Annotated in this window: 16 protein-coding genes; 3 read left to right on the top strand and 13 right to left on the bottom strand. The window is 59.7% G+C overall.

Annotated elements, in window-relative coordinates:
• Both JQ586_RS16410 and JQ586_RS16405 read right to left on the bottom strand, forming a co-directional pair.
• On the bottom strand, nt 1-76 hold a 76-nt coding region (locus JQ586_RS16410; protein WP_212395637.1), incomplete at its 3' end, for a sugar phosphate nucleotidyltransferase.
• A gap of 213 nt (nt 77-289) precedes the next feature.
• A complete protein-coding gene (locus JQ586_RS16405; RefSeq protein WP_212395627.1) occupies nt 290-730 on the bottom strand; it encodes an Ig-like domain-containing protein in 441 nt (146 codons plus the stop codon).
• Nucleotides 731-1684: 954 nt separating this feature from the next.
• On the opposite strand from JQ586_RS16405, the gene JQ586_RS16400 reads away from it, so the two are divergent.
• The gene (locus tag JQ586_RS16400) at nt 1685-1969 is read left to right on the top strand and encodes a hypothetical protein (RefSeq protein ID WP_212395626.1); all 285 of its coding nucleotides are present in this window, start codon (nt 1685-1687) and stop codon (nt 1967-1969) included.
• Between the two features lie 11 nt (nt 1970-1980).
• Here the strand turns inward: JQ586_RS16400 and JQ586_RS16395 are convergent, their stop codons facing one another.
• Nucleotides 1981-2223, bottom strand: a complete 243-nt coding sequence (locus JQ586_RS16395; RefSeq protein WP_212395625.1) for a hypothetical protein — start codon at nt 2221-2223, stop codon at nt 1981-1983.
• 145 nt (nt 2224-2368) lie between these two features.
• Between JQ586_RS16395 and JQ586_RS16390 the strand changes: the two genes are divergently transcribed.
• Nucleotides 2369-3475 (top strand): hypothetical protein, encoded by a 1107-nt coding sequence (locus tag JQ586_RS16390; RefSeq protein ID WP_212395624.1) that lies wholly within the window; start codon nt 2369-2371, stop codon nt 3473-3475.
• Between the two features lie 709 nt (nt 3476-4184).
• Here the strand turns inward: JQ586_RS16390 and JQ586_RS16385 are convergent.
• From JQ586_RS16385 to JQ586_RS16360, 6 genes are all read right to left on the bottom strand, one after another.
• Nucleotides 4185-4556, bottom strand: coding sequence for a hypothetical protein (locus JQ586_RS16385; RefSeq protein WP_212395623.1), 372 nt, complete (start codon nt 4554-4556; stop codon nt 4185-4187).
• Nucleotides 4557-4779: 223 nt separating this feature from the next.
• Nucleotides 4780-8346: an Ig-like domain-containing protein gene (locus JQ586_RS16380; RefSeq protein ID WP_212395622.1), complete on the bottom strand. Its 3567-nt coding sequence runs from the start codon at nt 8344-8346 to the stop codon at nt 4780-4782.
• A 369-nt stretch (nt 8347-8715) separates the two neighbouring features.
• Nucleotides 8716-9708 (bottom strand): polysaccharide deacetylase family protein, encoded by a 993-nt coding sequence (locus tag JQ586_RS16375; RefSeq protein ID WP_212395621.1) that lies wholly within the window; start codon nt 9706-9708, stop codon nt 8716-8718.
• Between the two features lie 11 nt (nt 9709-9719).
• The gene (locus JQ586_RS16370; RefSeq protein WP_212395636.1) at nt 9720-10673 is read right to left on the bottom strand and encodes a glycosyltransferase; all 954 of its coding nucleotides are present in this window, start codon (nt 10671-10673) and stop codon (nt 9720-9722) included.
• On the bottom strand, nt 10673-11545 hold the full coding sequence (locus JQ586_RS16365; protein WP_212395620.1) for a glycosyltransferase family 2 protein: 873 nt from the start codon (nt 11543-11545) through the stop codon (nt 10673-10675). Before JQ586_RS16365 ends, JQ586_RS16370 begins: the two co-directional genes overlap by 1 nt.
• Nucleotides 11538-13037, bottom strand: a complete 1500-nt coding sequence (locus JQ586_RS16360) for a glycosyltransferase (RefSeq protein ID WP_249147651.1) — start codon at nt 13035-13037, stop codon at nt 11538-11540. Before JQ586_RS16360 ends, JQ586_RS16365 begins: the two co-directional genes overlap by 8 nt.
• 212 nt (nt 13038-13249) lie before the next feature.
• On the opposite strand from JQ586_RS16360, the gene JQ586_RS16355 reads away from it, so the two are divergent.
• On the top strand, nt 13250-15073 hold the full coding sequence (locus JQ586_RS16355; RefSeq protein WP_212395618.1) for an ABC transporter ATP-binding protein: 1824 nt from the start codon (nt 13250-13252) through the stop codon (nt 15071-15073).
• A 53-nt stretch (nt 15074-15126) separates the two neighbouring features.
• Here the strand turns inward: JQ586_RS16355 and JQ586_RS16350 are convergent, their stop codons facing one another.
• Genes JQ586_RS16350 through JQ586_RS16335 form a run of 4 tightly spaced genes read right to left on the bottom strand, consistent with a single transcriptional unit; the run spans nt 15127 to nt 19135 of the window.
• Complete coding sequence (locus JQ586_RS16350; RefSeq protein ID WP_212395617.1) at nt 15127-16191, bottom strand: glycosyltransferase family 2 protein; 1065 nt, start codon at nt 16189-16191, stop codon at nt 15127-15129.
• Nucleotides 16192-16200: 9 nt separating this feature from the next.
• Nucleotides 16201-17220 carry a glycosyltransferase family A protein gene (locus tag JQ586_RS16345; protein WP_212395616.1) on the bottom strand — a complete coding sequence of 340 codons (1020 nt, stop codon included), beginning with the start codon at nt 17218-17220 and terminating at the stop codon, nt 16201-16203.
• The gene (gene galE, locus JQ586_RS16340; RefSeq protein WP_212395615.1) at nt 17217-18200 is read right to left on the bottom strand and encodes a UDP-glucose 4-epimerase GalE; all 984 of its coding nucleotides are present in this window, start codon (nt 18198-18200) and stop codon (nt 17217-17219) included. The genes JQ586_RS16345 and galE overlap by 4 nt, the downstream gene beginning before the upstream one ends.
• Nucleotides 18197-19135 (bottom strand): UDP-glucuronic acid decarboxylase family protein, encoded by a 939-nt coding sequence (locus JQ586_RS16335; protein ID WP_212395614.1) that lies wholly within the window; start codon nt 19133-19135, stop codon nt 18197-18199. The genes galE and JQ586_RS16335 overlap by 4 nt, the downstream gene beginning before the upstream one ends.
• Nucleotides 19136-19161: the final 26 nt, after the last annotated feature.

Below are 19161 nucleotides of genomic sequence, written 5' to 3'. Positions count from 1 at the left end.
GCGCCTCGCGCGAGGCCGGCCACAGCCGCGTGCCTGCGCCGCCGCACATGATCAGGGGGATAATTCGTCGGTCCATTTGGTGCCTCTAGTTGCGCGCTGGTGCTGCACGCTGGATCAAAATCAACCTGGCGCCCTTTGCTTTTCCTTGAGATTCAAGCAAGAACGATGCCACCAAGATCGTCCGTCTGCGGGATCACCAAACCATTCAGCGGAACACCGATGGACGGCAACGAGGACAACATTATGAACTCGTCAGGACGGCGCCTTGATGACACTCAAGCGCCGCTGCTTATTGAGAAGTTATACTTCCCGAATTGTCCGCAACGGTATTGCCAGCCCTGGATACCTTGATCTCGGCAGCCCCGGATACCTTGATCTGGAGCGTAGAACTGCCCGGGTCGCGTCGATTTTTTCCCACGACAACGAGCGTGAAGCTATCCGATCCAGTAAAGCCTGGCTTGGCGAAATAACGGAACCCCGGCCCAACCAGAACGAGTTCGCCGCTCTTGGGTTTGTCCACGACGGAAACGTTGAAGATTTGCATCGTCGACCAGCGCAATCCCTGAATGCAGTCTGCTCCCGGCGCTATGGTCATTGACCAGTCCATAGTGTCGCCAGCGAGCCGATAAGGCTTGATATCCCGCATACAATTAGGAGTTGCGTTGGCCGGCGCCGATGCGCTCGCAGTCAGCAAGCCACCGATCAACCCATGGATGAAAAACCTGTACATTGCGCCTGCCCTTTGTTTTTTTGATGCTCAAGCATGCAGCACGGGAGTGAATGCACGGTTATGGGCGGAACGGCGCAGTTGAAATTGGTGAACGGTGGACTAACATCCCCGTGAACCCACTCGCCCCTCCGCGCCTCTCATTGACTGAAGTTTGGCCGGTTCGGCTCAAGTGGCTGCAATTTGAACGATCTGACTTGGAAGACGCGACATCGGCGTCACATCGCGGAGCTATCAACTGGAAAGCTGCGCCGGCTAACGAGACCTGAGGCCGCTTCAACAATGCGCTCTCCTGGTTTTTTGCGAAGCACCAATTTGCCGCATTTCCGTGGTAGGCTACTTACTGCGATCGGGTCCTCCACGATTTCTACGCATCGCTCAAGTGCACGGGTAACCGCTTATTTGCGCGGTATCACCTGAGTAGCCTTTTTAGTTTGGCGATAGTCGCAAATTCAACGGGGGTGCTGCGTGCTTGGTGTCTTGTTACTCTTGGTTACCGCCGTTCTGTCCTACGGAGCCGGCTACGCGACACGCGCCGCGATCTCACGAAGGCGCCGTAACGAATACCTCAAGCTCGAGCCCTATATACGCCCGAAGCGAATGAACCAGCCGCCGTCCGTCATCGTTCGTGGTCCCGCAAACATGGCCTCTCGGGTGTCACGAGGATCCAATTCGGCGGCGTAACCGGCACACCAAATGTTGCCGTCTCATCAGAGGTCGAATACTAGCCGCAGCAAACAGGCCACATGCTTCGCATATCAAGGATCCTCGATCGCCGCGGAATAGATTTGGACATTCCGCACTGCTCGACACGGCAGATCTGGCGGTAGACCGGACTACAGGACCCCTCTTAACCAACGCAATCGAACCGACAGCCACCCACTTGACGGGCGGTGAAACATTTTGCATCAGCGGGACATTGACGAAATCATTACTATGGTTAACGGGTTTGCATTTATGAACCGACGGCGGCAGGGTTTGATCCTGAAGGCAATTGTCGCGGCTTTGGCGACCGGCATGCTGGGGGAGGTCGCAACCGCAGGTCCCAGTGCCGAGGTCGCGCGCAAATGCATGAGCTTTTCCTACATCGTCTACCCATACAAGCGACCAGGATCAGTCCGCGGCAGCGGTGACCGCCAGGCCTACTTCAAGGATTGCATGGCAAAGGAGGGCAAGGTGGATGCCCCAACCCAGCCCGCGGAGCAGGCCGCAGTCCTGGTCCATCCGGTCGCGACGCCATGACCGATTTGGCCCTATTTTGACTGCCCCTCGTCAATCTTGCCGCCATTGGCAACACATTTGTTGAAGAAGGTCTGCTGATCGCGACCACTCCCCTTCACGCTGCCAGCCGCCGGATTGCCGGGTTCACGAGGCGGAAACTGCTTTGCCATAAGCGCGCTGCACTTCCTTGCGACATCGGCCGTCACTGCGGATGCAGGCTCGGCAGCAAAACCAAAAACAAGGCAAATCAGGCCAATTTGGCATCGGACAGTCATGACGCGCCTCCCTCCCCTGTCTCGGCGTAAATGATCCACACCAGCAACGCCCCCTTAGGAGATATTCCCTAATACCTTAGTTTCTTTTGGGGAAATTTGAACACTCAAATAGGATTGCCACCGTCCACGGGGTTGCCCAAATCGGATGAATTCGCGGGAATTGCGACAGCAGGACAGCGAAGGCGCGAGCCAGACCTCAGACGAGGTTCAGTTTGCGCTCGTAATCGCTCGCATGATCGAAACGGTGAAAGCCGACCCTGAGGTGATGCGTCAGGCCGTCTACGATCTGGCACGCCACAAGCTCCAGGAACAGCTCGTCGGTTCAAGTCCCGCGGATATCCAGACTGCCGAGCGTGCGCTGGAATCGGCAATCCATGGCGTCGAGGAGTTCTCTCGGCAGGACTTGCACCTCCCCGCACCGCCTCCGGTTCCCCAACTGGGTTCGGCCTCGCCACCCCGCAAGATCGGATCCGTTCCGTCGGGTTCGCGCAGCGAGCTGTGGCGGGCGGTCGAGATGGCCCGCCGCGCCCCCCTTTGGCCGGTCGTGACGCGAACCGGCCTGGTGCTCCTGATCGTGGGATTGATTGGAGGTGCCTGGATCGCAGTGCAACAACGCGAGCCGCTGGCTCTGCCGCAGGCAGCTCAGGGCAAAATGGCACCACCGCCGCTCCAGAAGGCCGTGACATCTCCTCCGGCACCAGTCGATAAGAAGCCGCCGATGCCGCCGGCCTTTCCACTGCCGACCGACTACGGCGTTTACGCATTGAGCGACAATGCCCTGACCGAAATGCAACTCCTACCGGGACGCCCGCCAGATGCCAGGGTCGCGATCTCAGCCGCGTTTCGGCTACCTGGTAAGGCTGAACTTCCAAACGGGCATCCCGAGTTTGTCGTCTTCCGACGCGATGCCGCAACCAATATCCCGGAGCGCGTTGAGGTCCGCGTGATCGCCCGGATCGCCCGCGACTTTTCGGCCGAGTCAGCCGGCAAGAGACCAGATGACGGCGATGCCTGGGTCATCCGAAATCTCTCCTACCCCTATCGCGCGTCTCCGATACCCGATAATCCGGAGATGTACCGGCTGCACAGCGAGGATCCCACGGTGCAGCTTCCAGCCGGCCGGTACGCCCTGATTCTCAAGAACCAGGCCTATTACTTCAGCGTTGGCGGCGAGATCACCGATCCCAGACAGTGCATCGAGCGTGTGGTCGCCACCAATGGCACATTCTACTCGGCCTGCAAGAAGCCATGACTTGCCAAGCCATCGATGGAACCTATCTTCCACAATGCCATTAGTTGTGTGCGGCTTGGAATGGAGGCTCTCGTGCGTAGCCTGAGTCTATTGCTGGTCATCTCAGCCCTCATCGCCACTATCCCGATCCTGACTGCTCCAACCCTAGCTCAAGGGACGCAGCAGAACGCATATGGCGGACAGCGACAGGGGCCCTCGCCCCAAGGTAGTTTCAGGGCTCCGGGTGCGCCGGTGGCGACCCGTCCCAGTGACAACCCCTTCCAAAATCCGATCGGACAGGGCGTGCCACCGGCAGTTTCGGCCAATCCTGCGCGGAACAGCAATCTCACATCTGCTCCACGCTAGAAGCAGCGAAGCATTTGCGCAATCGATCGGGTCAGCCCGCATGGTCCGCCAGGTCACGAGACCAGCCAGCTCACTCCCTTGCTGAGCAGCGTACCAAGCAGATACAGCCATCCGCTCATCGCCACGAACACTGCCGTAGCATAGGCAAACATAATCGCCCTTTGCACAAAAGCCGGTGTGGCCTCCACCTCGGCTGATTTGAGCACGTCAACCGGGGCGGGAACGGCATGATCAGATGACGAGAGAATAATGGCGACGCTCCCTCTTGGCTTGGACAAGACGCCAATGGTCTAGTCCAAGGTTGTCGTCGCGATTGTGTCTTGGTTCACTACCGCACCGACAAATCGTGCGTCGTCAGTACAATTCACTGTGAGGACACGCCCACCTCGATCGTCGAAGTGCCCGCGATATGCAGAGACGTTCCCTTGATCGCGATCTTGAAGTGATCATTGCCCTCGGCATCCGGATCGGCGAAATAGCGGAACGCCGGGCCTTCAATGACAAGGCGGCCCAGCTTCGGCGGGTCAACAATCGTGATCGAGTCGATCATGATCGTCGACCAGCGCAGTCCCTGGATACACTCCGCCCCGGGTTTGATCTTGATCGACCAGTAAACGCTATCCGACCTTAGCTTGAACGGCGATGGATGCAGGATGCAGGTTCCTCCCGCAGACACGGAAGCCGGGTACCATGCAAGAATCTGAATAAACAAACCAGGGATCATCAATTTGTGCACAAACGTCTTGCTCCATCGATCCCGTTTCAACTTGCTTCCGACTACCACGCTCCACTTTTGGCACCCGGAGATCCAACTCTCTTGGTTGCGACACCGGACAACTCATCATAGGCCACCCGAGTCCCCGACGAGTTAGCGGGCCGATCGCCGCGGGCTTGATTCGGCGGCTGTCGCACAGAGCAGGCAAGTTATTATTACCTCGAACCGGGAGCAAACCGACGTTTCAGGCGTGGAGGAAAAATCCATCGTGCGGCAGCGCGTGAAGCCCGTTCGCATGGTCGCTCTCAAGCCCCTGATGCAGGCTGGAGACAGGTTGAGTTCCGCCAACTGCCAGCGCGAACACGAACCTGTCGGCGGAGCTTGCAGTCTGAATAGCCGCCGCCGGAGCGGCCTGCGGCGCCGCAAGATGCGTGAAATTGAAGCTGTCGGCGGGCGGATCGATGACGAGTGTGCCGCCGCTATTGTCGCTCGAGAGGTTGAAGGTGGAATGGGTGTAGTCGCCGACCAGCGTGAGGTGCGCGACGTGGTTCTGCGAATCCGACACCGTCAGCACCCCGCCGGACGTCGTGCCGGAGAACGAGGCTTGTGTCCCGCTGCCGAACACGATGTCCTTGAGGTCGAGAATGTCCGAGTTGGTCTTGCTGCCGTCCCCTGACAGTCCCGAGATGCTGCCGGTGAATTGCGTCGCATGATCGAGCACCACCGTCCCGGTCGCGGCTGCGAACTTGACCGTGCCGGACACCGCACCGGTCAGTTCGAGCGTTGCGCCGGCCTCGATCGTCGCGGCCTGATGCATATTGCTGAGCGCGAGCACCTTGTTGCCGGTGATGTCGAGGACGGTCGAGGCCGTGTTGATCACACCGTCACCGTTCAGATCCTGCAGGAAGGTGCTCTCGAGGGCTCCCAACGTGCTGCTGGTCCCCGACACATGCACAAAGGACGTCTCGTTGCCGTTGTTGTCGGTGGTCCAGATCGAGTACTGGCCGCCGCCCAGCGACCACACCACCTCGTATCCGCTCGCGGTCTTCTCCGCCCCGAGCGGGGTGACGCGTCCGGTCGGGTCCACCACCTGGGCGACACCGGCAAAACTCAGTTCGGCGTGGTAGCCGGTCGCGGCGTTGCCGACGTAGAAATTGTTGCCGATCTGGGCCACCCCCGCCGAGCCGTTCGTCGCGAGCAGCGTCATCGGCGCTGCCGAAGCCGCGACCGGACCGATCACACCATCGCCATTGAGATCCTGCTGGAAACTCGTCTCCAGCGCCTCCAACGTGCTGCTGGTCCCCGACACATGCACATAGGACGTCTCGTTGCCGTTGTTGTCGGTGGTCCAGATCGAGTACTGGCCGCCGCCCAGCGACCACACCACCTCGTATCCGCTCGCGGTCTTCTCCGCCCCGAGCGGGGTGACGCGTCCGGTCGGGTCCACCACCTGGGCGACACCGGCAAACCGCAGCATGGCGCTGAAACCAAGGGTCTCGTTGCCGACGTAGAAATTATTGCCCATCTCGATCAGGCTTGCCGAGCCGACGGTATCGATCAACGTTCCGACCACGGGGTCGAGGACGGCGGACAAATTGCTCACATTGCCGGCCGCATCGGTCGCAGTCGCCGTGAAGGCATGTGCCCCGGCGGACAGCGATCCGGTGGTGACGCTCCAGGTGCCATTCGACGCCACCACCGTCGTGCCGAGCAGCGTGCTGCCTTCATACAACTTGATCGTGCTGCCGGCCTCCGCCGTTCCAGACACCACCACCCTGTTGGACGTGGTCAGCGTGTCCGACAGCAGAACCGGCGCGTTCGGCGCGACGGGATTCAATGCGACCGCGAGATCGCTACTCAGAGTGAGGTCCAGTGCCACCGAATCCTGACTTGAATTTCCGGCAACATCGGTAGCTGTCGCGAAGAAGTTGTGCGCCCCGCTCACCAGCGATCCTGTGGTGATGCTCCAGTTCCCGCTTGAGTTGGCGACGACGGTGCCTAACAAGGTGGTCCCGTCATACAACTTGACCGTGCTGCCGGCTTCCGCCGTTCCCGACACCACCGCCGTGTTGGAAGAGGTCAACGTGTCTGACAAGAGAACCGGCGCATTCGGCGCGACGGTATCCACCGTGACGTCAAGGGCACTCGACGCCGCACTGACGTTGCCGGCGGCGTCGACCGCCTCGCTGGTAAAGGCGTGGGCGCCGTCCGCGAGTGTGCCGGTCGCGAACGACCAGTTGCCGCTGGCATCGACCGTTGCGGTGCCGATCTGCGTCGCACCGTCGAAGACCATGACCTTGCTGCCCGCTTCCGCCGTTCCCGTCAGCGTCAGTTGATTGGCGTTGGTGATCGCGTCGCCCACCACGCCCGTGTCCGGGGAGAACGACGAGATGCTCGGCGCGGCAGGCGGCGTGGTGTCGACTGTCACATTCAAGGGAGTCGATGCAGCACTTACGCGGCCGGAGCTGTCGACATCCTGTGACGTGAAGGAGTGCACGCCATCGGCCAGCGTCCCGGTAACGAAAGACCATGCTCCGGTGGCATCGGCCGTCGCGGTACCAATTTGAACCGTACCATCGAACACCTCCACGGTACTGCCCGCGACTGCGGTTCCCGACAAGGTGAGTTGATTGGCATTCGTGATTCCGTCCCCGACGACATTGCTGTCAGGAGAGAACGACGCGACTGTCGGCGTCGCAACTGATACCGCACCAAAATATTTGGCCCATGCCGCCGCCTCGAGCGGCTTCCCATCGGACGCATTCGAGAACTCGTACTTCCCGCCTCCATTTGAGTCCCAGATGTTGACGAAACTGACATTGGCCCCCGACTGCTGCAACGTCTGCGACAGCCATTGCACGAATGTCGGATTGTCGACGAGACCGGCGCCGTCGGCCGTGTTGCCTGCACCTGTTTCTGCAATGGCGAACGGCTTGCCGGTCTCTTTAGCCAGGTCGATGAGTTGCTGAAGGGTCGTCGCATGTCCCACGCTACCGTCGAGCGACCATTGATTGGAGGCGGGATCGCTATAGTAGTGCATCAGGTTGATGGGATCGGACGCCCACTGTTGAAGGCTGGTGTCATAGACAGGATTGGGCGAGTTCAGAACCTGTCCGCTGCGATCCCAATCATACAGATGTGAAAGGTTGCCATAGGGATATACATCGCCGTAGACATCCGCTCCGATGATATCGACATACTGATTCCCGGGGTAGACGGTCTGGATCGCGTTACCCGAGGCGCTGTAGTTCGTTACGTCGGGATTCCACATCACCTGGAGGTTCACGCCATCCGCTGCCGCCGCTGCGTGGAGCACCGTGTAGATGTGCTGATAGGCCTTGACCCAATCAGCCTGCGTCTGGGCATCCGTCCCGGCATATGACGGCATGCTGCTGATGTTCATCTCCCAACCGGGCCGCCAGACCTGAGTCGTGAAGCCCTGGTTCGCCCAGGCCTTGACCATTCCCTGCAGAACGGAATCGTACTGCCCTGCCGCGAAGGCCTGGTAGAACTGGTCGGCGGTTCCCGAGCCCGCGGCCGTCGAACTCATCGGCAGGCCAATAACGGGAATGACATTCTTGAGTGCGGGTGTATTGGCGACGGAGGCGGCATCCCATCCCGCCTGTGAGACCCATTGGGAAATTGGCTGGGTCTGATCACCAAACTGGTCCAGATACTGCGGCCCTGATCCCATCAGAGACGAGAAGGCATTGAGGTTGGCTTCGAAGCTCGCCTGTTGGGTCGGATTGGAAATGTTGGGATTCCCGACGTCGACGCCCAGCGCGAACGGTAAAGCTTGTGACGAAGTCATGATAGTCCCTGCGTTCTCTATGCGAGGCGACCATCAACGAGGGCATTCAACTGCGACTTACAAAATTCCGAAAAAATTGAGCTATCGGGAAAATACGGGGATGCGTCGCTTAAGAACGCCTTAAAACTCGCGGTCGAACGATCGATCCAACTCACGGCTCCCCGTATTTTTGCGTGCTTTTGCAGACCCTCGCCAGCGCAACCGCTGAGTCCTGCTGCATCCACTGCGACGTAAGCTCGGACCGCCCCCAGGGTGATTGTGGCCGCGGTGAGCTGCTCCCCTGCAAAATGCCGCCCGAGCCGTTGAGGGCACCCGTCGATGACAGGATGAATCTGCGTTAAGCAATGCCGAATTGCGATCAAATTGCGATCACAGAACCTCGCGCAGTTCTCGCGAGAAGTCTTCGCCACTCCAGTCCATTACCTGAACACGCGGAAGCCAAAGGAAATTGTTCTCCGGATTGCGGAGGCCCTTCGCTTCAGCAGAGCACGCCCACTCAAATCCGCACTCTCGCGCCAATTGAGCCGATCGCTCGTCGAAATCTCCGTAAGGATAGGCAAATCCGGCAACGCCGCCGTCACTCATCTCCTCGCAGGCGGCCTTGCCATCGGCAATCTCCCTCCTCTGCTCGTCGACGGACAACGAGGGAAGCACCGGATGGTTAACCGTATGGCCGCCCAGCCCGATCGCGCCGTCAGCCAGCAGTTCCGTGAGTTGAGCGGATGACATGGGCAAATCCTGCTCTGACAGTGGCCTCGAACTGACCTTCGTACGCAATAACGTCATCGTCGCCCGGATCTCGGAAATGGGCCGCAGGCGAAGTTTCCCCCACACTTCCAGATAGGCTGCTCGTCGCGGCGTATTCGGTCCGGTCCACGTTCTCCAGTTTGCCGCATCGGTATCCCCGCCCGGCGGAATCCGCACGGCCATTGTATCGGCACCGACAGGGACCGTGATATCGATACCTTCGGAGTTGAGAAGGATGAGCCGGGCAAGCTCATCCCACCAGTACTCGGTGCGAGAGCCGACAGTCCCGGTGGCCAAAAACAATGTCGCCGTAAGACCGTGCCGGCTCAATATGGGCTTGGCCTCAACGAGATTGTCCGCATACCCATCGTCGAAGGTGATCGCGACCGCGTCGGACGGAAGCGCCCGGCGCCTGTATCGATCCACCAGTTCGGGGAGCGGCATCACGCTACGCGACGCACGAAGCAGCGCCATCTGCTCATCAAAATGGGAGGGACTGACAGCCAGCCCCCACGGATCAATCTCCGGCTCAGCCACCCGATGATACATCAGGATCACCGGCTTTGGACGAATCGACCGCAGCGCTCGAGTGAGGCGTTTGCGAATTGCGAGCATGCCAGCGTTCCTCACCGGTGCGCGAACTTCCGAAGGCCATTCTTGACGCGAACCACCACGGACCACATCGAATGTGACACAAACTCGACCAACCTATCGGAAATCCCGTATGCGCGGTCGGAAACCCGCAACAGGTTTCCATGCTCGGGGTAGCTTGCCAAGCACCTGCGCAGAGCCCGATCGATTGCGGGATCGCGCACCCCGCTTTCGGAGAAATGTTGCGCAACCCATTCGAGAAATTTCTTTCGAGCGGCGTGCGGCTCAAATCGATCATATAATCCGGCGTTCGATGCAATCGCGGATGTTGATGCCGGATGCTGGCGATAAACGGCCCGCGCCACGTTCGAAACCAACACAGGATGGCGCAAGAACAATCTCACCCACAGCGTCTGATCCTCGTACAGGGCCAAGCCCTCATCAAATCCCTGCCCGCCCGCAATGGCGCTCCGCCGTATCAGGACGCTGCATGTGCAGGGAACCTCTCCCTTCTGCAGCAGCAAAACATCCTTCAGCAGCTTCGGCGGCCGATGCAGGGTGCCGGCCTGGGCGGACATGTCCTCCACCCAGTCGCGCTGTTCTTCGCCGGGATACCACCAGCGGGTCGGGCCATAGAGCATCATGGCCGTGGGATTGGCGCGTATCAACGCCACATCTTCGGTCAGCTTGGTGGCATCAAACAGATCATCGGCGTCGAGGAATGCAACGAACTCGCCGTTCGCGGCTGCAATCCCCGCATTGCGCGCCGCCGCCGCGCCGCGGTTGGATTGAGCCGCATGATCGATCAACCGAACTCGATTGTCCTGGGCCGCAGCCGCCTGCGCAATGGCAAGGCTGCGATCTGTCGATCCGTCATCAATGAGGAGGAGTTCCCACTCCTGAAACGTCTGGCTCCGAACACTTGCGATCGCATCGCCGAGATATGCTTCGGCATTGAGGAATGGTGTGATGACGGAGACGGTCGGCATCACGGTCTTGATCCAGCCCGGTTTGCCTTGCGCACGTTCAGGGTATCTCGCCAGGCAGCCACAAACACACGCGAGAATCTCAGCCACGTACGAATTCTCACGCCTCGCCGCCGCAGCAGGTATCCGGCGGTCCACCGAAGGAATCTCAGGCGGGCGCTTTCGTCTGCTCCGGCGCTCTGCGACGCGACAGAGGCGCTGTCAGCATGCTGCCGGTATTTGGCCCACACGACATCAGACACGAACACCGGGGCGCTCATCATCACCTTGGCGAAGAACACTTGATCTTCGAACATCCCCTTGAAGGCATCATCAAAGCAGCCGACTTCAATGGCGACGCGCCGCGAAATCAACGCGTTGCAGGTGGTTGGCGTCTGATAGACGTTGCGCAGCAAATTCTCGAACAAGATCGGCGGATCGTAGGCCCGGCCCGGCGTGACGCCAAGTGCATAGTGGAAATCCTCGCCGGACGGCGGCGACTGCCAGGAATACCATATCGTGGTTCGCCCGTAGACCATACCCAGCGCCGGGTTCGCCTCCAGCACGGCAACCTGGTCAAGCAGCTTGTTGGGCAACCATTCGTCGTCGGCATCGAGGAAAGCTATGTATTTTCCGCGCGCCTGCGCAATCCCGAGGTTCCTTGCGGCGCTCATCCCGTGATTACGGCAATCCTCGTGCCGGACCAGCCGGATCTGATCCGGCCGCAACGCGACAAACTCCTCGGCAATCGAAGCACTCTGGTCGGTCGACCCATCGTCCACGACAATGAGCTCCCAGTCTGTCAAGGTTTGACCGACGATACTGGCGATCGCGTCGCGCAGAAACTCCGCCCCATTATAGACGATGACAATGGCGGATACCCTTCGATCAGCCATGGGAACGCAGCCGTCTCCATGCGCGCCGCGGCAGCTCGCGCCAACCGGGACTTTTCGCGGCTCTGATCGTAATCGTGACCGGGAAGCAAGGATCATATTCGGCCAGCTTTTCCGGATCGGCCTCTTCCGCCGCGAGTCCCTGCAGGAAGAGCGTCGCGGCGTAAACGTTGCCGTCGCTTTCGACCTCCACGTGCTTTTTCCCGAACACGTCGGCAAACAGCCGGTATGCCGACACTTCGGTCAGCGACCAGTACCACTCCTTGCCCCACCTTCCCCGATCGATCCTGGTAATTCCCGGCACAGTGACCAGCGCAACGCCGCCCGGCCGAAGTGCACGATACATTTCTTGCACAGCGGCTTGCATGTCGTAGATCAAGTGAAGTGTTTGGGTCAGTATCAGGCAATCGAATGCGGCCTCGGGCAGGACGCGCTTCTGCGAAAGATCACCGATAATGGTCGCGGAGGGATTTCCTTTTGCGACAAACAAGACATCTTGCCGGGTGATGCGGTCGGCCCCGAATCGTCTGGAGTAGCTGTCGTCTCCAACCTCGAGAACGCGTCCTCTGATGGAGACACGATTGCGACGCAGGAAATCCTCGATATAGACTCGATCGATGGGCGTGCCTCGATCAAACCCAAACTCGTCGCTGATGGGGGAGGTTCGTGCAAGATCGCCGACATCGACACTTGCCGGTCCTGGCACCGCCGCACGGCCCCCCTCCATCCTTGACCTGTAGTAGTTTCGCCAGGTCCGTTGTCCCTGGCGCCACGCCTCCGCAAGCCTTGGAGTCTTCGAGGCGACCGGCCATTGCCGCTCGTGGACCTTCGTGACCCACATCAGCATCCGGCGAGCATCATTCGACATGTTGGCGTCATGTTGACGATACTCGGCAACGAGCTCGCGACACACCACGATGGGATGGAGCTGCGCGAGCCGCAGATACACATCGTAGTCTTCGACCCGTGGCAGACTGACATCGAAGCCTCCGCTTTCGAGCAGCCGCTCACGAAAGTACATTACCGTCGCATGCATCGCGATCTGATTGCCGTGAAGCAGATCATGGTAATCGAGCGAGGCCGGAGGCCAGACGTCGTTGCCGATAGGTTTGCCGTCAACGTCGATACGCCGATATCCGCCGACGGAAAAAGCACAGTCAGGTCTCGCTTGCAGCGCCGCAAGCCCCGCTTCCAGCGCCTTCGGCAGGAGCCGGTCGTCGGCATCAAGGAAGACGATCAAGGCGCCGCTTGCGGCCTGCAAGCCGGTGTTGCGGGCCGCCGCAAGGCCCTTGTTCGACTGCCGGATCAACCGAACCTGATCGTAGCGGTCCAGCACGTCCTCGGGACGATCGTCCGATCCGTCGTCCACCACAATGACTTCATCTGCCGGACGGGTCTGCGCCAGCACGCTGTCGAGCGCTCCGGCGAGAAAGCGGGCTTGATTGTAGACATTGATGACGACGGCAATACGATCATATGGGGAACCGGTCTCCATTCGGGGCCGCTCGTGCGCAGTCTCTTGTCCTTCCCCGGTCATTCAAATGCCTTGGTTAATCGGGCCATGTCGCGAAATGAGCCTGCTCTGCTATTTCAATAGAGCACCGGAGCCGGTACTCTTTTCCAAGATTTACTCGAGATCAAAAATACTATGCATATCATACCGATAGGACAACCTGCAGCCAATCTCACCGTGCCAGGACAGTTAACTTGATCAATCGCATCCTGCGCGCCTTCTGGCCCGGAGTCGCGGGCAGCCCGCTCTGGGCGGTTTCCCGGCGCTACGCCTGGGCGGTCCCCGTGGTCGCGCTGCTAAGCTTTCTTGCGACCACGCTCGAGGGCCTGGGCATCGGGCTGCTCATCCCGTTGATGGGAACACTCCTCGCTACCCAGCCGACTGAGCCCACCGGCCTGCTGGCGACGACCATTCGACTGGCCGGCACGACCGACCCCAACACGCGGCTCGTCGTGTTCGGGGTCGTCATCCTCGGCTTCGTAGTTCTAAAAAGCCTCATCCAGGCCATCAACACGATGTTCATCGCGTGGGTCGATGGCCGCGCGGGAAACGACATTCGGTCAGCGCTGTCGCTCCAGCTGTTCAACGTCGGCTTTCCGTTCTTTCTTGACGAAGGTCGCGCTCGACTTTTGAACATCCTGTCAACCGAGGCCTGGCGCGTCTCCGATGCGCTGCGTACGCGCTTCAAGATCCTGGTCGACGCCATCTCAGCGCTCGTCTTTACTGTCCTTCTCCTGATCATCAACTGGAAGCTGACCCTCATCGTGGTGGCCGGCGCCGTGGTGATCCGCACGATTCAAGTCAACTTCGTGCGGCGTGTGCAGACAATGAGCGACGAGGTATCCTTGTCGAACGTGCACCTTGCTGAACGCATGGTGCGCACCATCGATGCGATCCGCGCCATACACGTCTTCAATCAGGAGGAGCAGGAGCACCGGAATCTCGCCGTTGCTTCCGAGGGTGTGCGCCGGTCGCTATTTGAGATCGAGCGACTGTCCGCAATCGCCTGGTCGATGCTCGAAGTGGCGCTGGCGGTGCTGTTCATTGGGCTGTTGATCGGCGCCCATCTCGCGGGTACGTCATTCCCGATCCTGTTCGCGTTCATGGTTGTCCTCTATCGTTTCCAACCACTGATCCGCGGCCTGAGCGGCGCCAACATAGCCCTTGCCGCCACGGAAGGATCCGTCAGGGAGGTCGAGTGGTTGCTCGACCCTTCCGGCAAGCCCGCTCCTCCGCGCGGCGCGCTCTCGTTTTCGAGGCTTTCCGGACCGATCGTGTTCGACAGGGTGAGCTTCACTTACGGTTCGGCCGGCAAGGCGCCAGCTCTCCATCAACTCAGCTTCACCTTGGAGCGGGGCCGTACGACGGCGTTAATTGGCCGATCCGGCTCGGGCAAGAGCACCGTGGTTGCCCTCCTTTGCCGTCTCATCGAGCCTGACGAGGGACGGATATTGATCGATGGTGTTCCGCTGAACGAACTCGATCCGAGAAGCTGGCGGGCGCATCTCGGCCTGGCCGGACAGGACGTCGATCTCATCGACGGCACCATCCGGGAAAATATCGAGTACGGCGAGCCCGGCGCAGCGCTGGATGCGATCGTCGAGGCTGCCCGAATGGCCGACATTCACGAGTTCATCGACGATCTGCCCGACGGCTATCAGACACGGGTTGGTACGCGCGGACTGGGCCTGTCGGGAGGGCAACGCCAACGCGTCGGTCTCGCGCGCGCATTTCTACGCCGACCCGACATCCTGATTCTCGACGAAGCAACAAATGCCATCGACGGCCTGTCCGAGGCCGCGATCCTTTCACTCGTTCGCGACAGCGGATGGCAACCGACCACCATAGTGGTGAGCCACCATGCCTCGACGCTCGCATTTTGCGACGATGGCGTTGTGATCGATCGCGGAACGCTGGTCGAGAGCGGCCCACTGCTGGAACTGGCTGCCAGCCGGAATATGTCGTTTGCGGCAGAGCTGAACGGTGTCCGACAACCGACGTCAAGACAAGCGCAGTAACCCAGGCCCGCCGCCGGTTCAGTGCTTTGCTTGCAGCAGCGTGCCCCGTCCAATCACGCCGGCGAAACATCGGTCGTCGCCGATCGTCGCTCGGCATGATCGATCACCCAGCGCCGATAATCGTCGGAAGCGACCAGAAAGCCGTTACCGAGCAATTCGTCTACGCGCGCGAATCGCACCGCGGAGTCCCGCTTGAGGGTCAACCGCGGCCGCTGCTGGAAACCGTCCAGGTACGACACGTACTCGTCGGTTGTCAGGTAACCATACCTTCCGCTTCTTACCGCCTCAGCAACCTTGGCTCCAAATGACTCGGTGAACGGAAAGTGCAACAAAACGCAAGAAATATCCGCCAAGCGCGCATGCAAGGCATGATGCCACGCGATGAACGGTTTGATCTTTCCGTCCATCAGGAACAGGGACACTTTCGAAAGACCGTTATTGGTTCCAAAGACCGTTTTCCTGATGCCGCCACGATGCGTCATGATCGCCGGATTCGACACCCTCCCGAATTGGTATGGTGTCTTGGCGATGTCGGAAAGATCGTAGAATGGATACTGCTCGATCAGTTCGCCATCCCCGTCGATGCGTGCATCCGAGATGGGACGGTCGCTAAACATATCGAGCATCTGCGTCACGACTGCATTGAAGCCGCGGCTGCTCAAATAGTTGATCAGTGACGTGAGACCGATCCTGGACGACCCCGGAAAATCGAATCGCTCATCGGCATCGACGCACAGGCACCAGCGACTGCTGCAAAAGCGCTCCGCGAGATATCGCTTCATCGTATTCTCATACGCATGATACGGCGCGTCAGTCTGCAGCAAGGTTACGTCCGGCTGCTGCGACAGGAGCCCTACCGAGGCATCAGTCGATCCATTATCGATGATCACGAAATGCCTCACGCCCATCCTGCGATGATGGAACAGAAACGATTTCAGCCATGCTTCGCTATTTCGCATGACGCTGATGACGATCACGTCGTTGGCATCGCCGCCGATCTCGATCGGTCCGTGAAGATGCTTCACCTTGGACGGCAACAGCATGCCTCGGAGGCCGAACTGAATGACATCCAGTTTGTTGAACCGACCGACAAGAGATCGAAGTATGCTCGTGATCATGACACCGGCCTAGTCTTTTACCAATCCATTCGAAGTCCGCGAGCACTCGCTCCCTGTGATGAAAGCCCGTGCCTCGAGTTGCCCTGCCTCCTTCGACAGGAGCGGATTGATGGCGACGGAATCGACTGCCATGCGAAGCATGCATTTCGCCGACTGCCACCAGGAAGGCGGTCGCGTGTCGTCAGCGGCAAACACAAGCCGCAACAGCTTCAGGCAACCAGGCCAGTTCAGAGCCTTCAGCTCGCGTTGGAACATCCATTCGATGTAGGATAGCCGCCCCAATCGAATCTGCCTTTCGCATTCTGGGTACAGGGCAAGACCCTCCGCGCGCACGAGTGCGTCTGATCTCAGCATCTGGTCGATATTCCGGGACATCGCGTCCGGCGCCAGACGATAGCCGGTCAGAAAGTCCGGCACCACCGCGAAATGCCCCGCTCTCGCAATTCGCAGATAGAGACCCCAGTCCTCGCAACCCTGGGCCTGGCGGGATCTCAAGGATGAATCGTAGCCACCGAGGCGTTGCACGACAGCCTTGCGCATGAGCGCAGTGCTTCCGTTTCCCACGAAGTTCCCGTAGCAAAGCACCGACAGGACGTCGCCAGTGAAGCTCGGACGGCTGTCCAGTCCGACGACCTTGCTACTCTGATCGATATGCGCGCTCCACGTGTACACGAGGTTTAGCTGCGGACCGCCGCTTCTCAGCACCTCAAGCTGCCGGGATATTTTGGTCGGCCGCCATAGATCATCCGCATCGATCGGCGCAATGATGTCAAATCGGGCTTCCGCTATTCCCCGATTTCGTGCCGCGGCAACACCGAGGTTCGGCTGCTGAACGATCTTGACGCGGCTGTCCGCAACACTGTGCTCGCGAGCCCGTCCGTAGGTATCATCGGTGGATCCGTCATCGACGACGATGATCTCAAGATTTTCATGAGTCTGCGATCTGATGCTCAGCAGAGTCTCGCCGATGGTGCGCTCCGCGTTGTAGGCAGGTACGACCACCGATACAGGATCGTCTGCGTCGCTCACCGGCCAACCCGACCATCACGCCATCGCAGCGCAGTCTCGATGATGAAATCGATCTGCGAACGTTGCGGCCGCCAGCCGAGCTCTCGCTCCGCCTTGGAGTAGGAAGCGACGAGCACCGGCGGATCACCCTCGCGCCGCGGGCCGAATTGCACAACTGGATCAGTCCCCGCTGCGCGCTTCACCGCTCCGATCAGCTCGAGCACGCTGGTTCCGACTCCGGTACCCAGGTTGAAGACGTGCGTCCCACCACGGTCGACGATCATTTCTCCTGCGTGCACGTGTGCGCTGGCCAGGTCGTTGACGTGAACATAGTCTCTGATGGCACTTCCATCGGGCGTCGGGAAATCGTTTCCGAACACCGTAAACGGGCGATCCGGCACACGTGCGGCTTCGATCAGCAGCGGGATGGCATGCGTTTCGGGTTCGTGCCGCTCCCCGATTTCTCCGTCCGGATCGCAGCCGGCGGCGTTGAAATAGCGCAGGGAGACCGACGCCAGGCCATAGGCGCGGCCATAATCCTCCAACATCCGTTCGATGATCATTTTCGACCAGCCGTACGGATTGATCGGTGTCTGCGGATGCGCTTCGTCGAGCGGCAGAGTACGCGGGATACCGTAGCTTGCGCAGGTGCTCGAGAACAGCAGATGCCGGCCACCGGTAGCGCGCATGGCCTCAAGCAGCGCAAGCGTGCCTGCAGTATTGTTGGCGTAATACAGCGCAGGATCGGCCACCGACTCACCCACATAAGCCCTCGCCGCGAAGTGGGCGACAAGGTCGGGTTGGTGCGCTTGCAAGGCGGCGCGAAGCCGCGGTTCGTCACGAATATCGCATTCGATCAGCGGTCCCCAGCGCACCGCGTCCCGCCATCCCCTCGAGAGATTGTCGAGCACGACGACATTCCAGCCGGCTTGGGCGAACGCTTTGCAGCAGTGCGAGCCGACGTAGCCCGCCCCCCCTGTTACCAGAACCGTTTTCATCAAGCGACCGCGCTTTCCCTGAGCAGGTCTTCGAAATGCGCGATCGTCTTGATCAGGCCATCACGCAACGGTACGGACGGAGACCAGGCCAGTGTTTCTCGCGCCCGCGTTATGTCAGGCTGGCGTTGTCTCGGGTCATCGGCAGGAAGCGGCTTGAATTCGATCGCCGACCTCGACCCGGTCAATTCGATGACAAGCTTGGCCAGTTCCATGATGGTGAACTCAGTCGGATTTCCAAGATTGATCGGTCCCGTGACTTCGTCAGGCGTATCCATCAACCGGATCAAGCCATCGATCAGATCATCGACGTAGCAGAACGACCGCGTCTGGCTTCCATCGCCATAGATCGCGATTGGCCGATTGCTGAGAGCCTGCACAATGAAATTCGAAACGACGCGCCCGTCGTTCGGCTTCATTCTTGGTCCGTAGGTATTGAAGATCCGCGCAACCTTGATCGAGAGTTTGTGTTGCCTTCGATAGTCGAAGAACAAGGTTTCCGCGCAACGCTTGCCTTCATCGTAACAGGATCGCGGCCCAATCGGATTGACCCGCCCCCAATAGTCCTCGGGCTGCGGATGAACTTCGGGATCACCGTAGACTTCCGAGGTTGACGCCTGCAGGATCGTCGCCTTCACTCGCTTGGCCAGGCCAAGCATATTTATCGAACCGTGAACGCTGGTCTTGGTCGTCTGGACCGGATCGTACTGATAGTGAACCGGGCTCGCCGGGCAGGCCAAATTGAAAATCTGATCGACTTCGACGTACAGGGGAAACGTAACGTCGTGCCGAAGCAATTCGAAGCGGGAACATTCCAACAATGCGCCGAGATTGCTCTTCGTGCCGGTATAGAAATTATCGACGCAGAGCACCTCGTGCCCCAAAGAAATCAATTTTTCGCACAAATGGGAACCGAGAAATCCGGCACCGCCCGTCACCATGACTTGTCTTGCTCGACCCAACAATG

The organism is Bradyrhizobium jicamae, from assembly GCF_018130215.1.
Taxonomy (GTDB): domain Bacteria; phylum Pseudomonadota; class Alphaproteobacteria; order Rhizobiales; family Xanthobacteraceae; genus Bradyrhizobium; species Bradyrhizobium jicamae_A.
Note: the sequence above shows the minus strand (reverse complement) of the source record. Positions and strands in the feature narration are given on the sequence as shown.